This is a genomic window from Staphylococcus sp. FSL H8-0121, assembly GCF_038008425.1.
In the GTDB taxonomy this organism is placed as follows: Bacteria; Bacillota; Bacilli; order Staphylococcales; family Staphylococcaceae; genus Staphylococcus; species Staphylococcus pasteuri.
In genome coordinates, this window is the sequence record NZ_JBBOZB010000002.1 from 134,951 (window position 1) to 149,946 (window position 14,996).

At 34.7% G+C, this 14,996-nt stretch carries 25 protein-coding genes; 1 reads left to right on the forward strand and 24 read right to left on the reverse strand.

The genetic code is table 11. The features are described from left to right. Positions 1-12: 12 nt before the first annotated feature. The 22 genes from secY to rpsJ form a co-directional block, all read right to left on the reverse strand. Entirely contained in the window at positions 13-1,308 is a 1,296-nt protein-coding gene (gene secY, locus LFT63_RS06095) for a preprotein translocase subunit SecY (protein ID WP_017638508.1), read from the reverse strand. Then, positions 1,308-1,748, reverse strand: a complete 441-nt coding sequence (gene rplO / locus LFT63_RS06100; RefSeq protein WP_017638509.1) for a 50S ribosomal protein L15 — start codon at positions 1,746-1,748, stop codon at positions 1,308-1,310. Before rplO ends, secY begins: the two co-directional genes overlap by 1 nt. 16 nt (positions 1,749-1,764) lie before the next feature. Beyond that, positions 1,765-1,944 (reverse strand): 50S ribosomal protein L30, encoded by a 180-nt coding sequence (rpmD, locus tag LFT63_RS06105; RefSeq protein ID WP_002432330.1) that lies wholly within the window; start codon positions 1,942-1,944, stop codon positions 1,765-1,767. Positions 1,945-1,960: 16 nt separating this feature from the next. Next, a complete protein-coding gene (gene rpsE / locus LFT63_RS06110) occupies positions 1,961-2,461 on the reverse strand; it encodes a 30S ribosomal protein S5 (RefSeq protein ID WP_002450514.1) in 501 nt (166 codons plus the stop codon). A gap of 20 nt (positions 2,462-2,481) precedes the next feature. After that, complete coding sequence (gene rplR / locus LFT63_RS06115) at positions 2,482-2,844, reverse strand: 50S ribosomal protein L18 (protein ID WP_017638510.1); 363 nt, start codon at positions 2,842-2,844, stop codon at positions 2,482-2,484. A gap of 31 nt (positions 2,845-2,875) precedes the next feature. Beyond that, positions 2,876-3,412, reverse strand: a complete 537-nt coding sequence (rplF, locus tag LFT63_RS06120; RefSeq protein ID WP_017638511.1) for a 50S ribosomal protein L6 — start codon at positions 3,410-3,412, stop codon at positions 2,876-2,878. 24 nt (positions 3,413-3,436) lie between these two features. Further along, on the reverse strand, positions 3,437-3,835 hold the full coding sequence (gene rpsH, locus LFT63_RS06125) for a 30S ribosomal protein S8 (protein ID WP_002450517.1): 399 nt from the start codon (positions 3,833-3,835) through the stop codon (positions 3,437-3,439). Positions 3,836-3,865: 30 nt separating this feature from the next. Continuing rightward, positions 3,866-4,051 (reverse strand): type Z 30S ribosomal protein S14, encoded by a 186-nt coding sequence (locus LFT63_RS06130; protein WP_001829713.1) that lies wholly within the window; start codon positions 4,049-4,051, stop codon positions 3,866-3,868. Between the two features lie 22 nt (positions 4,052-4,073). Beyond that, a complete protein-coding gene (gene rplE / locus LFT63_RS06135) occupies positions 4,074-4,613 on the reverse strand; it encodes a 50S ribosomal protein L5 (protein WP_026083545.1) in 540 nt (179 codons plus the stop codon). Between the two features lie 25 nt (positions 4,614-4,638). Then, positions 4,639-4,956, reverse strand: coding sequence for a 50S ribosomal protein L24 (gene rplX / locus LFT63_RS06140; protein ID WP_002466469.1), 318 nt, complete (start codon positions 4,954-4,956; stop codon positions 4,639-4,641). 35 nt (positions 4,957-4,991) lie between these two features. Next, positions 4,992-5,360: a 50S ribosomal protein L14 gene (gene rplN, locus LFT63_RS06145; protein ID WP_017638514.1), complete on the reverse strand. Its 369-nt coding sequence runs from the start codon at positions 5,358-5,360 to the stop codon at positions 4,992-4,994. Positions 5,361-5,391: 31 nt separating this feature from the next. Further along, complete coding sequence (gene rpsQ / locus LFT63_RS06150; RefSeq protein WP_002432741.1) at positions 5,392-5,655, reverse strand: 30S ribosomal protein S17; 264 nt, start codon at positions 5,653-5,655, stop codon at positions 5,392-5,394. Positions 5,656-5,680: 25 nt separating this feature from the next. Next, positions 5,681-5,890 carry a 50S ribosomal protein L29 gene (gene rpmC, locus LFT63_RS06155; protein WP_259356198.1) on the reverse strand — a complete coding sequence of 70 codons (210 nt, stop codon included), beginning with the start codon at positions 5,888-5,890 and terminating at the stop codon, positions 5,681-5,683. Beyond that, the gene (gene rplP / locus LFT63_RS06160) at positions 5,880-6,314 is read right to left on the reverse strand and encodes a 50S ribosomal protein L16 (protein ID WP_002450520.1); all 435 of its coding nucleotides are present in this window, start codon (positions 6,312-6,314) and stop codon (positions 5,880-5,882) included. Before rplP ends, rpmC begins: the two co-directional genes overlap by 11 nt. 2 nt (positions 6,315-6,316) lie before the next feature. After that, the gene (gene rpsC / locus LFT63_RS06165; protein ID WP_017638515.1) at positions 6,317-6,973 is read right to left on the reverse strand and encodes a 30S ribosomal protein S3; all 657 of its coding nucleotides are present in this window, start codon (positions 6,971-6,973) and stop codon (positions 6,317-6,319) included. Between the two features lie 23 nt (positions 6,974-6,996). Further along, on the reverse strand, positions 6,997-7,350 hold the full coding sequence (gene rplV / locus LFT63_RS06170) for a 50S ribosomal protein L22 (protein ID WP_029055861.1): 354 nt from the start codon (positions 7,348-7,350) through the stop codon (positions 6,997-6,999). Positions 7,351-7,378: 28 nt separating this feature from the next. After that, on the reverse strand, positions 7,379-7,657 hold the full coding sequence (gene rpsS, locus LFT63_RS06175; RefSeq protein ID WP_002450522.1) for a 30S ribosomal protein S19: 279 nt from the start codon (positions 7,655-7,657) through the stop codon (positions 7,379-7,381). 67 nt (positions 7,658-7,724) lie between these two features. Then, on the reverse strand, positions 7,725-8,558 hold the full coding sequence (gene rplB / locus LFT63_RS06180; RefSeq protein WP_017638517.1) for a 50S ribosomal protein L2: 834 nt from the start codon (positions 8,556-8,558) through the stop codon (positions 7,725-7,727). Positions 8,559-8,586: 28 nt separating this feature from the next. Beyond that, a complete protein-coding gene (rplW, locus tag LFT63_RS06185; RefSeq protein WP_002450524.1) occupies positions 8,587-8,862 on the reverse strand; it encodes a 50S ribosomal protein L23 in 276 nt (91 codons plus the stop codon). After that, positions 8,862-9,485: a 50S ribosomal protein L4 gene (gene rplD / locus LFT63_RS06190; RefSeq protein WP_017638518.1), complete on the reverse strand. Its 624-nt coding sequence runs from the start codon at positions 9,483-9,485 to the stop codon at positions 8,862-8,864. The genes rplW and rplD overlap by 1 nt, the downstream gene beginning before the upstream one ends. A 28-nt stretch (positions 9,486-9,513) precedes the next feature. After that, positions 9,514-10,185 (reverse strand): 50S ribosomal protein L3, encoded by a 672-nt coding sequence (gene rplC / locus LFT63_RS06195; protein WP_017638519.1) that lies wholly within the window; start codon positions 10,183-10,185, stop codon positions 9,514-9,516. Between the two features lie 27 nt (positions 10,186-10,212). Continuing rightward, a complete protein-coding gene (gene rpsJ, locus LFT63_RS06200) occupies positions 10,213-10,521 on the reverse strand; it encodes a 30S ribosomal protein S10 (protein ID WP_001118667.1) in 309 nt (102 codons plus the stop codon). Between the two features lie 355 nt (positions 10,522-10,876). On the opposite strand from rpsJ, the gene LFT63_RS06205 reads away from it, so the two are divergent. After that, entirely contained in the window at positions 10,877-11,269 is a 393-nt protein-coding gene (locus LFT63_RS06205; protein WP_340768315.1) for a hypothetical protein, read from the forward strand. A 69-nt stretch (positions 11,270-11,338) separates the two neighbouring features. Here the strand turns inward: LFT63_RS06205 and LFT63_RS06210 are convergent, their stop codons facing one another. Together LFT63_RS06210 and LFT63_RS06215 are read right to left on the reverse strand one after the other, a co-directional pair. Further along, a complete protein-coding gene (locus LFT63_RS06210) occupies positions 11,339-12,673 on the reverse strand; it encodes an NCS2 family permease (protein ID WP_017638521.1) in 1,335 nt (444 codons plus the stop codon). A 111-nt stretch (positions 12,674-12,784) separates the two neighbouring features. Next, the gene (locus LFT63_RS06215) at positions 12,785-14,923 is read right to left on the reverse strand and encodes a DNA topoisomerase III (RefSeq protein WP_107999996.1); all 2,139 of its coding nucleotides are present in this window, start codon (positions 14,921-14,923) and stop codon (positions 12,785-12,787) included. Positions 14,924-14,996 lie beyond the last annotated feature (73 nt).

The window sequence follows — 14,996 nt, forward strand, 5'->3', positions numbered from 1 at the left end:
CCCTCCTACAAATTATCTACCACCAAAGCCTTTATATTCTTTTTGATTTACTTGTGCTTCTAAAGATTTCATAGTTTCAATAGCAACACCGATAACGATAAGAAGACTAGTACCACCAATTTGAATAGATCTTGGTAAGCCCATGAACTTCGTAGCTAAGATCGGTAAAATCGCAATGACTGCTAAGAAAATAGAACCAACAAACGTTAAGCGATAAAGAACTTTAGTAATATATTTTTTCGTTTGTTCACCAGGTCTAATACCTGGGACATAACTACCTTGTTTTTTAAGGTTGTCAGCCATTTTTTCTGGATTAACTTGTACAAATGCATAAAAGTATGCAAACGCAATAATTAATACAATATAGATTACCATTCCTATGTTACTTGATGGATTTGCAGTATCTGCAACTTGTTGAGCCCATTCAGCTTTAGGGAAGAATAGCGTCAACGTTCTTGGTAATAAGAAAAATGCCATCGCAAAAATAACAGGAATAACACCAGCTGAGTTAACTTTTAAAGGTAGATAAGTTGCTTGTGAACCTAATCGTTGAGCTGTTTGTTTCTTCGCATATTGGATAGGAATTTTACGTTTTGCTTCAAGTACAAATATAGCACCTACTGTTAACAATACTAATGCTACAATTAATGCTACTATTTTTAACCAAGCTAATGAAGTATCTTCTTGACCAACAAATGCTTGTTGACCTGCTTGAATAATGCTTGAAGGTAAAGTTGATAAAATACCTGCAAAGATGATAAGTGAAATACCATTACCAACACCAAACTGAGTGATTTGGTCACCAAGCCATATCAAGAATGCAGTTCCTGCTGTTAAAGTAAGTGCAATCAATAAATAAGTTAGTACAGATTGGCTTACAATTAAGCGTCCTCCGTATAAATTATTAAATTGAAATGACATACCAATTGACTGAATGAATGCTAATATTATAGCGAAATAACGTGTTACATTGTTGATTTTCCTTCTACCTACATCACCTTGTTTCGCCCATTCTGAGAACTTAGGAACAATATCCATCTGTAATAATTGCATTACGATAGATGCAGTAATATAAGGCATAATACCCATCGCAAATATTGAAAAGTTCTTCAAGGCTCCTCCACCGAATGTATTAAGTAAATCAGTGACACCTTGAGAACCTTTTGCTGCTTGATCAAAAGCATTAGGATTTACTCCAGGAGCTGGAATGTAAGTCCCAATCTTGAATATAACTAACATTGCTAGAGTAAAGAAAATCTTGTTTCGAACTTCTTTAGTTGTAAAGAAGCTCACAAGCGTTTGAAACATTAGATCACCTCGTGTGCTCCACCTTTAGCATCAATAGCGTCTGCTGCTGAAGTTGAGAACTTATGAGCTTTCACTGTTAATTTTTTATCTAGTGAGCCATTACCTAGTATTTTAATACCAGATTTTTCATTCTTAACAACACCAGATTCTACTAATAAAGCTGGAGTTACTTCAGTACCATCTTCGAATTGATTAAGTTGGTCTAAGTTAACAATAGCATATTCTTTACGATTTATGTTAGTAAAACCGCGTTTTGGTAAACGACGGAATAATGGTAATTGTCCACCTTCAAATCCAGGTCTTACTTTACCACCTGAACGTGCTTTTTGACCTTTATGTCCACGGCCACTTGTTTTACCATTACCAGTTGCTGCACCACGACCTACACGGTTACGTTCTTTACGAGAACCTTCTGCTGGTTTTAACTCATGTAATTTCATGTCGGCACCTCCTTAATTATTTTTCTTCTATAGTTAATAAATGTTTAACTTTGTTGATTTGCCCACGAATAGCAGGGTTATCTTCAACAACTACTGAACTGTTAGTCTTTTTAAGACCTAAAGCTTCAACAGTTTTACGTTGTGTTTCAGGACGACCAATAACACTACGAGTGAGGGTAATTTGTAATTTAGCCATAACTTATTTTCCCTCCTTAATTATATAATTCTTCAACTGTTTTGCCGCGTAATTTCGCAACATCTTCAGCGTTTTTAAGGTTTTGTAAACCATTTAAAGTTGCACGAACCATGTTAATTGGTGTGTTAGAACCTAATGATTTACTTAAGATATCAGTGATACCTGCTAATTCTAATACCGCACGAACTGGACCACCAGCGATTACACCAGTACCAGGAGCTGCAGGTTTCATAAATACGCTACCTGAGCCATAACGGCCAGTGATTGTGTGAGGTGTAGTACCTTCAACACGTGGAACTACAACTAAATCTTTTTTAGCTGCTTCAACAGCTTTTTTGATTGCTTCAGGTACCTCTTGAGCTTTACCAGTACCGAAACCTACACGACCATTTTTGTCTCCAACTACTACTAATGCAGTGAAACGGAAACGACGTCCACCTTTAACAACTTTAGCAACACGATTGATTGTAACAACGCGTTCTTCAAATTCTTTCGTTTCTTCTTCTCTACGAGCCATGTATTTGTCCCTCCTTTAAATTAAAATTCTAAACCGTTTTCTCTAGCAGCTTCTGCTAATGCTTTAACGCGTCCGTGGTATAAGTAACCTCCACGATCAAATACGATTTCTTTAATTCCTTTATCATTTGCTTTTTTAGCAATTGTTTCGCCAACTTTTGTTGATAAATCAACTTTAGTTGCTGATTCGCTAGCGATATCTTTATCTTTAGATGAAGCTTGAGCTAATGTTTCGCCTTTAACATCATCGATGATTTGTGCGTAAATGTGTTTGTTTGATCTATATACATTTAAACGTGGCTTTTCAGCTGTACCTGATAATTTAGTACGAACACGTGAATGTCTTTTCAAACGCACTTTATTTTTATCAATTTTACTGATCATTTTAATACTCCTTTCTTTAGAGTGTTATCTATTATTTACCAGTTTTACCTTCTTTACGGCGTACGTATTCACCTTGGTAACGAATACCTTTACCTTTATAAGGTTCTGGAGGTCTTACTGAACGGATATTAGAAGCGATTGCTCCAACTTGCTCTTTAGATACACCAGAAACTTTAACAGTTGTATTTTTCTCAACAGCGAAAGTAATGCCGTCTTCAGCTTTAATTTCTACTGGGTGAGAGTATCCAACGTTAAGTACTAAATCATTACCTTGCATTTGAGCACGGTAACCTACACCAACAAGTTCAAGTGTTTTTTCGAAACCTTGAGAAACACCTTGTACCATATTATTTAATAAAGCACGAGTTGTACCATGATCTGTTCTGTCATCTTTAGAATCAGATGGTCTTACAACTTCAATTGTGTTTTCTTCTTGTTTAAATGTCATTCTTTCATTTAATGTTTTTGATAATTCACCTTTTGGACCTTTAACAGTGACATGATTATTGTCAAAAGTTACTGTTACGTCACTAGGGATGTCAATAATTTTCTTACCAACACGACTCATGTTATGGCACCTCCTTATTATTTATTACCAAACGTATGCGATAATTTCTCCACCAACATTACGTTTTCTTGCTTCTTTATCAGTGATTACACCTTCAGAAGTTGATACTAATGCAATACCTAAACCATTAAGTACTTTAGGTACTTCGTTAGCTTTAGCATATACACGTAAACCTGGTTTTGAAATACGTTTTAATCCTGTGATAACACGTTCATTGTTTTGACCATATTTTAAGAATAAACGAATAACACCTTGTTTATCGTCTTCTACGTATTCAACGTTTTTAATGAAACCTTCATTTTTTAAGATTTCGGCAATTTCTTTTTTGATATTAGATGCAGGTAATTCTAATTTATCGTGACGAACCATGTTAGCGTTTCTTACACGAGTTAGCATATCTGCGATTGGATCTGTCATTGTCATTGATTGTTGCCTCCTTTCAGACTCTTTTTATTACCAGCTAGCTTTACGTACGCCAGGAATTTGGCCTTTATAAGCTAATTCACGGAAACAAATACGGCATAATTTAAATTTACGATATACAGAATGTGGACGACCACAGCGTTCACAACGAGTGTATTCACGAACTGCGAATTTTTGTTTTTTTTGTTGCTTAGCAACCATTGAAGTTTTAGCCACTTAATTAGCCTCCTTTTAGAGATTATTTACGAAATGGCATACCGAAGTTTGATAACAATTCACGAGCTTCCTCGTCAGTGTTAGCAGTAGTTACGATAACAATATCCATTCCTCTTACTTTACTTACTTTATCATAATCGATTTCAGGGAAAATTAATTGTTCTTTAACACCTAATGTGTAGTTACCGCGACCATCGAATGCTTTTTTAGAAACACCTTGGAAGTCACGTACACGTGGTAATGATACTGAAATTAGTTTGTCTAAGAATTCATACATTCTTTCTCCGCGAAGCGTAACTTTCGCACCGATAGGCATACCTTCACGTAAACGGAATGTTGCAACTGATTTTTTAGCTTTAGTTACTAATGGTTTTTGACCAGTAATTTGTTCTAATTCTTCTACAGCGTTATCTAACACTTTAGAGTTTTGAACAGCGTCACCAACACCCATGTTCACTACGATTTTGTCAATTTTAGGTACTTCCATTACTGAACTATAGTTGAATTTTTTTACTAAGTTCTCAGTAACTTCAGAATTAAATTTTTCTTTTAAACGGTTCAAAGTGGATCCTCCTTTCAACTAGTAATTAATTATTAGATTTGATTTCTTCGCCAGATTTTTTTGCAATACGAACTTTTTTACCATCAACAAATTTGTAACCTACACGAGTTGGTTCGTTTGTTTTAGGGTCTAATAATTGTACGTTAGAAACATGGATAGCTGCCTCTGTTTCTAAAATTCCACCTTCAGGGTTTAATTGAGTTGGTTTTTGGTGTTTTTTAATAACATTAACACCTTCCACAACGACACGGTCACGTTTAGGTTCAGTAGCAACTACTTTACCTTCTTTACCTTTGTCTTTACCTGCGATAACTTTTACGTTGTCACCTTTTTTGATATGCATGTGGGCACCTCCTTATATATTTTGGTTAATTGATTTTATAGTACTTCTGGTGCTAATGATACGATCTTCATGAAGTTACCTTCACGTAATTCACGAGCAACCGGACCAAAGATACGAGTACCACGTGGGCCTTTGTCATCACGAATGATAACACATGCATTTTCATCAAATTTGATATATGAACCATCGTTACGGCGTACACCTGATTTAGTACGTACTACAACAGCTTTGACAACTTCGCCTTTTTTGACAACGCCACCTGGTGTTGCATTTTTAACAGTACATACGATAACATCGCCGATGTTCGCTGTTTTGCGACCAGATCCACCTAATACTTTGATTGTAAGAACTTCACGAGCACCAGAGTTGTCTGCTACTTTTAAACGTGTCTCTTGTTGGATCATTAGTTAAACCTCCCTTATCTCTAATCTTGTATTAAATAATTACTGACTCTTCAACAATTTCTACTAAACGAAAACGTTTTGTTGCTGATAAAGGACGAGTTTCTTGAATTTTAACAATGTCTCCTAATTTAGCTGAATTGTTTTCATCATGAGTTTTGTATTTTTTTGAGTATTTTACTCGTTTACCGTATAATTTGTGTGTTTTGTAAGTTTCAACAAGTACAGTAATAGTCTTGTCCATTTTGTCAGAAACAACTCTACCTACATAAACTTTACGATCATTTCTTTCGCTCACTTTTGTAACCTCCTCTTTCAATTAATTATTGATTAGCCTTACTTTGTTCAATTTCTCTTTCACGAGCAACAGTTTTTAGACGAGCAATCGTTTTTCTTACTGTGCAAATACGTGCCGTTTCTTCTAATTGACCTGTAGCTAACTGAAAGCGTAGGTTAAAAAGCTCTTCTTTTGAAGATTTGATTTGTTCTTCGATTTCTGAAGTGGTTAAGTCTCTAATTTCCTTAGCTTTCATTTGTTTCACCACCCAATTCTTCACGTTTTACAAACTTAGTTTTTACTGGAAGTTTGTGACTTGCTAAACGTAGTGCTTCGCGGGCAACTTCTTCTTGTACCCCAGCGACTTCAAATAAGATTCTACCAGGTTTAACGACTGCAATCCAGCCTTCAACCGCACCTTTACCAGCACCCATACGTACTTCTAAAGGTTTTTTAGTATATGGTGTATGAGGGAAGATTTTGATCCAAACTTTCCCACCACGTTTCATATAACGAGTCATTGCAATACGAGCTGATTCGATTTGACGAGATGTGATCCAAGACGTTGTAGTAGCTTGTAAACCATACTCACCAAATGTTACATAGTTACCGCCTTTAGAACGACCAGTTGTTTTAGGACGATGTTGACGACGATATTTAACACGTTTTGGTAGTAACATGATTATTTTCCTCCTTCACTAGTGTTCTTAGTAGTAGGAAGAACTTCTCCACGATAGATCCATACTTTAACGCCTAATTTACCATAAGTAGTATCTGCTTCAGCGTGTGCGTAATCGATGTCAGCACGTAATGTATGAAGTGGAACAGTTCCTTCAGAATATTGTTCAGCACGAGCGATATCTGCTCCGCCTAAACGACCTGATACTTGAGTTTTGATACCTTTAGCACCAAGTTTCATAGCTCTTGTAATAGCTTGTTTTTGTACACGACGGAATGAAGCACGGTTTTCTAATTGACGTGCGATATTTTCAGCAACTAATCTTGCATCAATATCAATTTTTTTGATTTCAATTACGTTGATGTGTACTTTTTTATCTGTTAAAGCATTTAATTTGTTACGAAGTTTGTCAATTTCTGAACCGCCTTTACCAATTACCATACCTGGTTTACCAGTGTGAATTGCGATATTAATACGGTTAGCTGCACGTTCGATATCTACGTGAGAAACTGATGCTTCTTTTAATTCATTATCAATAAATTTACGGATTCTTAAATCTTCGTGTAATAATGAAGCGAAATCTTTTTCAGCATACCATTTTGCTTCCCAATCACGGATGATACCAACACGAAGTCCGATTGGATTAATTTTTTGACCCACAGTATTCCCTCCTTAGAAAGTTATTAAGCTTCTTTAGCTTCTTCTTTACCGTCACTTACGACGATTGTAATGTGGCTTGTACGTTTGTTTATCGCACTTGCACGTCCTTGCGCACGTGGGCGGAAACGTTTTAAAGTTGGTCCTTCATTAGCATAAGCTTCTTTTACTACTAATTCATCTGTGTTCATGTCGTAGTTATGTTCAGCATTTGCTAAAGCGGACATTAATACTTTTTCGATCACTGGTGATGAAGCTTTGTTTGCTAATTTTAAAATTGCAATAGCTTCTCCAGCATTTTTACCTCTAATTAAGTCAAGAACTAGTCTTACTTTACGAGGTGCGATTCTTATTGTTCTAGCAACCGCTTTTGCTTCCATTAGGATTTCCTCCTCTACTTTTTAAAAATTATCTTCTTGTTTTTTTATCGTCAACAGCATGACCTTTAAATGTACGAGTTGGTGCGAATTCACCTAATTTGTGACCTACCATATCTTCTGTTACATATACAGGTACATGTTTACGTCCATCGTATACTGCGAAAGTATGACCAATGAAATTTGGGAAAACTGTAGAACGACGAGACCATGTTTTAATTACTTGTTTTTTTTCACTTCCGTCTTGTGCTTCCACTTTTTTCATTAAGTGGTCATCAACGAAAGGTCCTTTTTTAATACTACGAGCCATTTGGGCGCCTCCCTTCTTATTCTGTGCGTGCAGCAATTAAGCCGCACACCCAAATAAGTTAATTTTATTATTTTTTCTTACGTCCACGAACGATAAGTTTGTCTGAAGATTTTTTACCACGACGAGTTTTCTTACCAAGCGTAGGTTTACCCCAAGGTGACATTGGAGATGGTCTACCGATTGGAGCACGTCCTTCACCACCACCGTGTGGGTGATCGTTAGGGTTCATTACAGAACCACGAACTGTTGGACGGATACCTTTCCATCTTGAACGACCTGCTTTACCAACATTTACTAGTTCGTGTTGGATATTACCAACTTGTCCAATTGTAGCACGGCAAGTTGAAAGAATCATACGAACTTCACCAGAGCGTAATCTGATTAATACGTATTTACCTTCTTTACCTAACACTTGTGAACTAGCACCAGCTGAACGAGCGATTTGTCCACCTTTACCAGGTTTTAACTCAATATTATGAATTACAGTACCTACAGGAATGTTTTGTAATGGTAAAGCATTACCAATTTTGATATCTGCTTCAGCACCACTTTCAACTACTTGTCCTACTTGTAATCCTTTAGGTGCGATAATATAACGTTTTTCTCCGTCAGCATATACTAATAAAGCAATGTTAGCTGAACGGTTTGGATCGTATTGGATTGAATCAACTTTAGCGTTGATACCATCTTTGTTACGTTTGAAATCGATAACTCGGTATTGACGTTTATGTCCTCCACCGTGATGGCGAACAGTCAATTTACCTTGGTTGTTACGTCCCGCTCTTTTCGGTAGCGGTTGTAATAATGACTTTTCTGGTGTAGTTTTCGTAATTTCAGCGAAATCTAATGAAGTCATATTACGACGACCATTAGTTATTGGCTTATATTTTTTAAGAGCCATTGTCGTTTACCTCCTTATTGGTAATGTTTTAGTTGAATAAGTCGATTGAACCTTCTTTTAGTTTAACAATCGCTTTTCTTCTTTTATTTGTGTAGCCTTGGTAACGGCCCATACGTTTTTTCTTAGGTTTATAGTTGATGATGTTTACATTATCAACTTTTACGTCGAAGATTTCTTCAACAGCAATTTTAACTTGTGTTTTGTTAGCACGAGTATCAACATCGAAAGTATATTTATCTTCCGCCATTGCTTCTGAAGATTTTTCAGTGATTACGGGGCGCTTAAGAATATCTCTAGCTTCCATTATCCGAGCACCTCCTCAACTTTTTTAGCAGCAGCTTCAGTAATTACTAAACTGTCAGCACTTGTGATATCTAATACATTTAAACCTTGAGCAGTTGTTACTTGAACACCAGGGATGTTACGTGCTGATAATTCAACGTTAACATCTTCGTTTTCAACAACAACTAATACTTTTTTAGGTTGTTCTAATGTAGTTAAAACATTTTTGAATTCTTTTGTTTTTGGTGCATCAAATCCGAATGCATCAACAACTGTAAATCCATTTTCTTTAACTTTAAATGACAATGCAGAACGTAATGCTAAACGACGCATTTTCTTAGGCATTTTATATCCGTAACTTCTTGGAGTTGGTCCGAATACAATACCACCACCGCGCCATTGAGGTGCACGAATTGTACCTTGACGAGCACGACCTGTTCCTTTTTGTCTCCATGGTTTACGTCCACCGCCGCGTACTGCTGAACGGTTTTTAACTGAATGTGTACCTTGACGTAATGAAGCACGTTGTAAATTGATAGCTTCGAAAAGGACACTATTGTTTGGTTCGATTGCAAAGACTGCATCGCTTAATTCAACTGAACCACTTTTTGATCCGTCTACTTTTAAAACATCATAATTAGCCATTATGCATTTTCCTCCTTTCGCTTATTGATTATTTATTACCTTTTTTAATTGATTTAATTGAAGTTGAAATTTCTACTAAACCTTTTTTAGGTCCAGGTACATTACCTTTTACTAAGATTACACTGTTTTCAGTGTCAACTTGTACTACTTCTAGGTTTTGTACAGTAACTGTGTTTCCACCCATACGGCCTGGCATTTTTTGACCTTTAAATACTCTTGAAGCATCTGAAGCCATACCTACAGAACCTGGTGCTCTGTGGAAATGAGAACCGTGAGCCATTGGTCCACGAGATTGTCCGTGGCGTTTAATAGCACCTTGGAAACCTTTACCTTTTGAAACACCTGTAACATCAATGATGTCACCAGTTTCGAATGTATCAACTGAGACTTCTTGACCTACTTCGTATTCATCAACATTAACGTTTCTGAATTCACGAATGAAGCGCTTAGGTGCTGTGTCAGCTTTTTTAGCATGACCTTCAGCTGGTTTATTAGCATATTTGTTAGTTTTTGAACCTTTTTTATATGCTTTTTTATCTTCAAATCCTACTTGGATTGCGTTGTAACCGTCAACTTCTTCAGTTTTCTTTTGTAATACAACGTTTTGTCCTGCTTCTACTACTGTTACTGGGATTAATTCACCGTTTTCTCCAAACACTTGTGTCATCCCGATTTTTCTTCCTAAGATTCCTTTGGTCATCGAAAGTCCACCTCCTAATTTTTTCTATTATAATTTAATTTCGATGTCTACACCAGATGGTAAGTTTAAGCCCATTAGAGCATCAACTGTTTTTGGTGTTGGGTTAACAATATCGATTAAACGTTTATGTGTACGTTGTTCGAATTGTTCACGTGAATCTTTGTACTTATGCACGGCACGGATGATTGTATAAACTGATTTTTCAGTTGGTAACGGAATTGGTCCAGAAACATCTGCACCAGAACGTTTAGCAGTTTCAACAATTTTTTCTGCTGATTGATCAATCACACGGTGATCATAAGCTTTTAATCTGATTCTGATTTTTTGTTTTGCCATAATTTTCCCTCCTTATTCGTCTACATTTAAGTGATAGACTTCTCCACGAAAACTATCTCACACAGCGCCATGGCAAAGCGGCCGGGTGTGTCAGTAACCTTTCGCTTCATCGCGTTATTTAAAGTCCAACATTAGATATGTTACATGAAAAACACTGATAAATCAATTGTTTTCATTAACTTTTTTCTGTTTTGTCTAACACATACTTTGTTATTGTACTTTAAATGTATCTCTTGTTCAACCTTTTTAGGGAAATTTTTATATTTAAATATGTAATTACAAGACTAAATTTAATCATATTAATATTAACCTTAATCATTTTCTATTATAATAGTAGAGAACGGGGGTGAATCATTTGAAAAACGGTATTAAGCTTGCCCTATCCATTATTGGCGTCTTCCTAGTTATATGTGAGTTCTTTTATGGGATTCCTTTTTTAGGTGGCAGTGTAATTTTAAGTTTTGGTTGGCAACTTCTATTATTTAACGCTTTTCTCTATTTGGTTTTAACGATTATTCTATTAGTTGATAAACAAAACACAATTAAACCAATGGTCATTATACCTATTTTAGGTATTATTGGTTCGTTTGTCGCATTCATTCCATTTATTGGTATAATTATACATTGGGCTTTATTCGTATTAATGATTTTCTTTGTATTTATAGTCTTAGCTGCTCCAACTTATGTTCCTAATAAAAATGCTCGCGTTATTTATACTCAATATAAAGATGGTCATAAGTCTAAATAAACTTGAATTCATTTCACAACTAAAAAAAGACGTTCGTACTATTTTAAGTACGAGCGTCTTATTTTTTATTTAGCCATGTACGAATACAAAGTATAAGATAAATAATACCATTAATACATACATAATTGGATGTACTTCTTTATGTCTTTTACTAATAATCATTGTAATTGGATAAAAGATAAATCCACAAGCTATACCTGTTGCAATTGAATAAGATAAAGGCATCATGATGATTGTTATAAAAGCAGGTACAGCGACTTCGAATTTTTTCCAATTGATTTCCGCAAAGTTTGCAGCCATTAGTACACCTACCACTACCAATGCCGGTGTAGTTACAGCACTTGTTACAACTGCAATTAGTGGACTAAAGAATAAAGCTAGTAAGAAACAGCAACCTGTAACAATACTTGCGAATCCTGTTCTTGCACCAACTGCAACACCTGACGTAGATTCTATATAAGAAGTAGTCGTTGTTGTACCGAATATAGAACCAACAATTGTAGCTAATGAATCTGAAAATAACGCTCTACCTGCTCTAGGAAGTTTATTATCTTTCATAATTCCTGCTTGAGTTGCAACAGCTACTAATGTTCCTGCAGTATCAAAGAAATCAATAAATAGGAATGTTAGAATAACAATTAAAAATTGAATAGTAAATAATTGACCTGGATCCTTAAATGATTCAAATGCAGCTCCGAAAGTTGGTTTAATACTTGGAACGTGACCTACAATGCCAGTTGGCGTATGTATTTGTCCAGTTATCATTCCTACTATTGCAGTAATTATCATACCTATAAATATAGAACCCGGTACTTTTTTAGTGTATAAAATAACGGTAATAACAATACCAAATATTGCTAATAATACTGGTGCTTTCGTTAAATGCCCTAGGGTAACTAATGTTGAATCATTTTTCACAATAATTCCTGAACTTTGTAAACCTACAAAGGTTATAAACAACCCTATTCCAGCAGAAACAGCCATCTTCATTTGATAAGGTATTGCGTTAATAATTATTTCCCTTAATCCGGTTACTGTTAATATTGCAAAGAATATACCTGAGAATAGAACGCCAGTTAATCCGACTTTCCATGGTATCCCCATTGTAAGAACTACTGTAAATGCGAAAAATGCATTTAATCCCATGCCAGGTGCTAATGCTATAGGGTATTTTGCTATGAGTCCCATAAATAGCGAACCTACAAACGCAGCTAAAGCAGTCGCAACAAAAATGGCTCCCTGATCCATTTTCATATCTTCAGATACACCTTTGACTCCTGCTAGGCTTAATACTTGAGGGTTTACAGCTAGTATGTACGCCATTGATAAAAACGTAGTGATACCACCTAAAATTTCTTTTTTAAAGTTAGTACCATGTTCATCGAACTTGAAGTATTTTTTCACGGCTAATGCTCCTTTTTTTGAAATACTTAATAAGTTTAATACCAAATCTCTAAAATGACAATACTAAATACGAACTTTAGTTATATTCTTTTTCCTTTTGTTCGAATTTATTTATAGTTTTAGATTTTTCAAAGCATCTTTGAACGGATTATTGTCTAATTCTTCTTGTTGATTCATGTATTTCTTCATTTCTTTTTTAGAAACTTTACCGCTTGATTTTTCTTTCATACGTTTATCCATTTGAGCTTGTGTTTCTGAATGACCACATGTACATCTATATGTCGCATCCTTACCTTTACCAAATAAAGTCATTTTCTTTTTACAGTTAGGACAACGTGCATTTGTTTTTCTTTGGACATTTTTCTTTGTTTTACAAGATGGATCTTGGCATACCAACATTTGTCCATTTTTAGTTTTAACTTTAATCATAAATTTGCCACAAGTAGGACATTCTGTTGTAGTTAAATTATCATGTTTATATTTTTGTTCGCTATTCTTAATTGTGTTCACTACTTCTGTTGTTAATTCTTTCATTTCTTTTATAAACTGCTGTTTATTATATTTACCTTTTTCAATAAGCAATAATTTTTCTTCCCATTCAGCAGTTAATAATGGTGATGTTAATTTTTGAGGTGCTAATTCTAAAATTTGTTTACCTTTTGAAGTTACTTTAATTTTACCATCTCTTGATTCTATTGCATTCATATTAAATAGTTTTTCAATGATATCCGCACGTGTCGCAACAGTTCCAATACCGCCTGTTTCCTTCAGAGTATGTGCATGTTTTTTATCCTTAAGTTGAATATAGTTTTGAGGATTTTCCATCGCTTTTAATAATGTTCCTTCATTAAAATAGTCAGGTGGTGTTGTTTGATGATCTTTAATTTTAGAATTTGAGACAGTGACGACTTGATTGTTTTTAAAAGGATGCTGAGTAACAACTGATTGCTCATTTTCTTTTAAAGCCTTATACCCTAATTGTTTTGTAACTTTTTCTTGTAATTCAAATTGATAACCATTAACAGTTAAGTGTACTTTAATACTTTCATATTCATAAGGAGGCATTAAACTTTCTAGAAATCTTTCTACAATAAGCATATAAATTTTACTTTCTCTATTACTTAATTGTGAAAAATCAGGTCTTATCTCAGTAGGTATAATAGCATGGTGATCTGAAACCTTTTGATCATTAAATATATGCATTTTAGCGGAATATGACTTTCCTATTAAATTACGAACACTTTCTTTATAGTCTGTAGCTAATAAGGCTTGTAATCTTTCTTTTATTGTAGAAACCATATCTGCAGTTAAATAATTGGAATCTGTACGTGGATACGTTACTAATTTATGTCTTTCATATAAATTTTGTAACGTATTTAGTGTCTCTTTGGTCCCCATTTTAAATCGATTATAAGCGTCTTGTTGTAGATCAGTTAAATTATAAAGTGGCTTAGGAAATGTTTTCTTAATTTTAGATTCAACTTTTTCTATATTACCTTGCTGTTTATTTATTTGATTCATAATATTTTTTAATTTTTGTTGGTCAGTAATTCTTTGTTGTTTTGAAACATAATTAAATTCAAAACCATCCACTATAGCTGTAAGAGTGTAATAGGTTTGTGGTTTAAATTGATTAATTTCATTTTGACGAGATTGTACTAGTTGAATTGTTGGCGTCTGTACGCGTCCAAGTGATAACTGTGCATCATATTTTGTTGTTAATGCTCTTGTTGCATTAATACCAACCACCCAATCCGCTTCACTTCTGGCTAAAGCTGCTTCATATAAATGTTGATATTGTCTTCCATCTTTCAAGTGGTTAAATCCATCTTTGATTGCTTTTTTAGTTACTGAACTAATCCATAATCGTTTGATTGGCTTTTTATTTGCCACTTTATCTAAAATCAATCTTGCTACAAGCTCTCCTTCTCTTCCTGCATCAGTAGCAATTATAATTTTATTCACATTCTGGTTAAGTATTAGTGATTTTACAGTCTTAAACTGTTTACTAGTTTTACCTATAACTATTGTTTTCATATGTTTTGGAATTATTGGTAAGTCTTCAAGTTTCCATTCTTGATATTTCTTATCATATTGTTCTGGCGTTGCATTAGTCACTAAATGTCCTAATGCCCAAGTAACAATATATTGATTATTTTCATAATAGCCATTTCTTTTTTGATTGATATTGAGTGCATTTGCAATATCTCGAGCTACTGATGGTTTTTCCGCTAAAATTAATGATTGCATGAGTTATAGTTCCCTTTCTATATTTAATACATTTTAAGTTTATGTTTGATTAATTTGCTTTAAGAATAGTTAC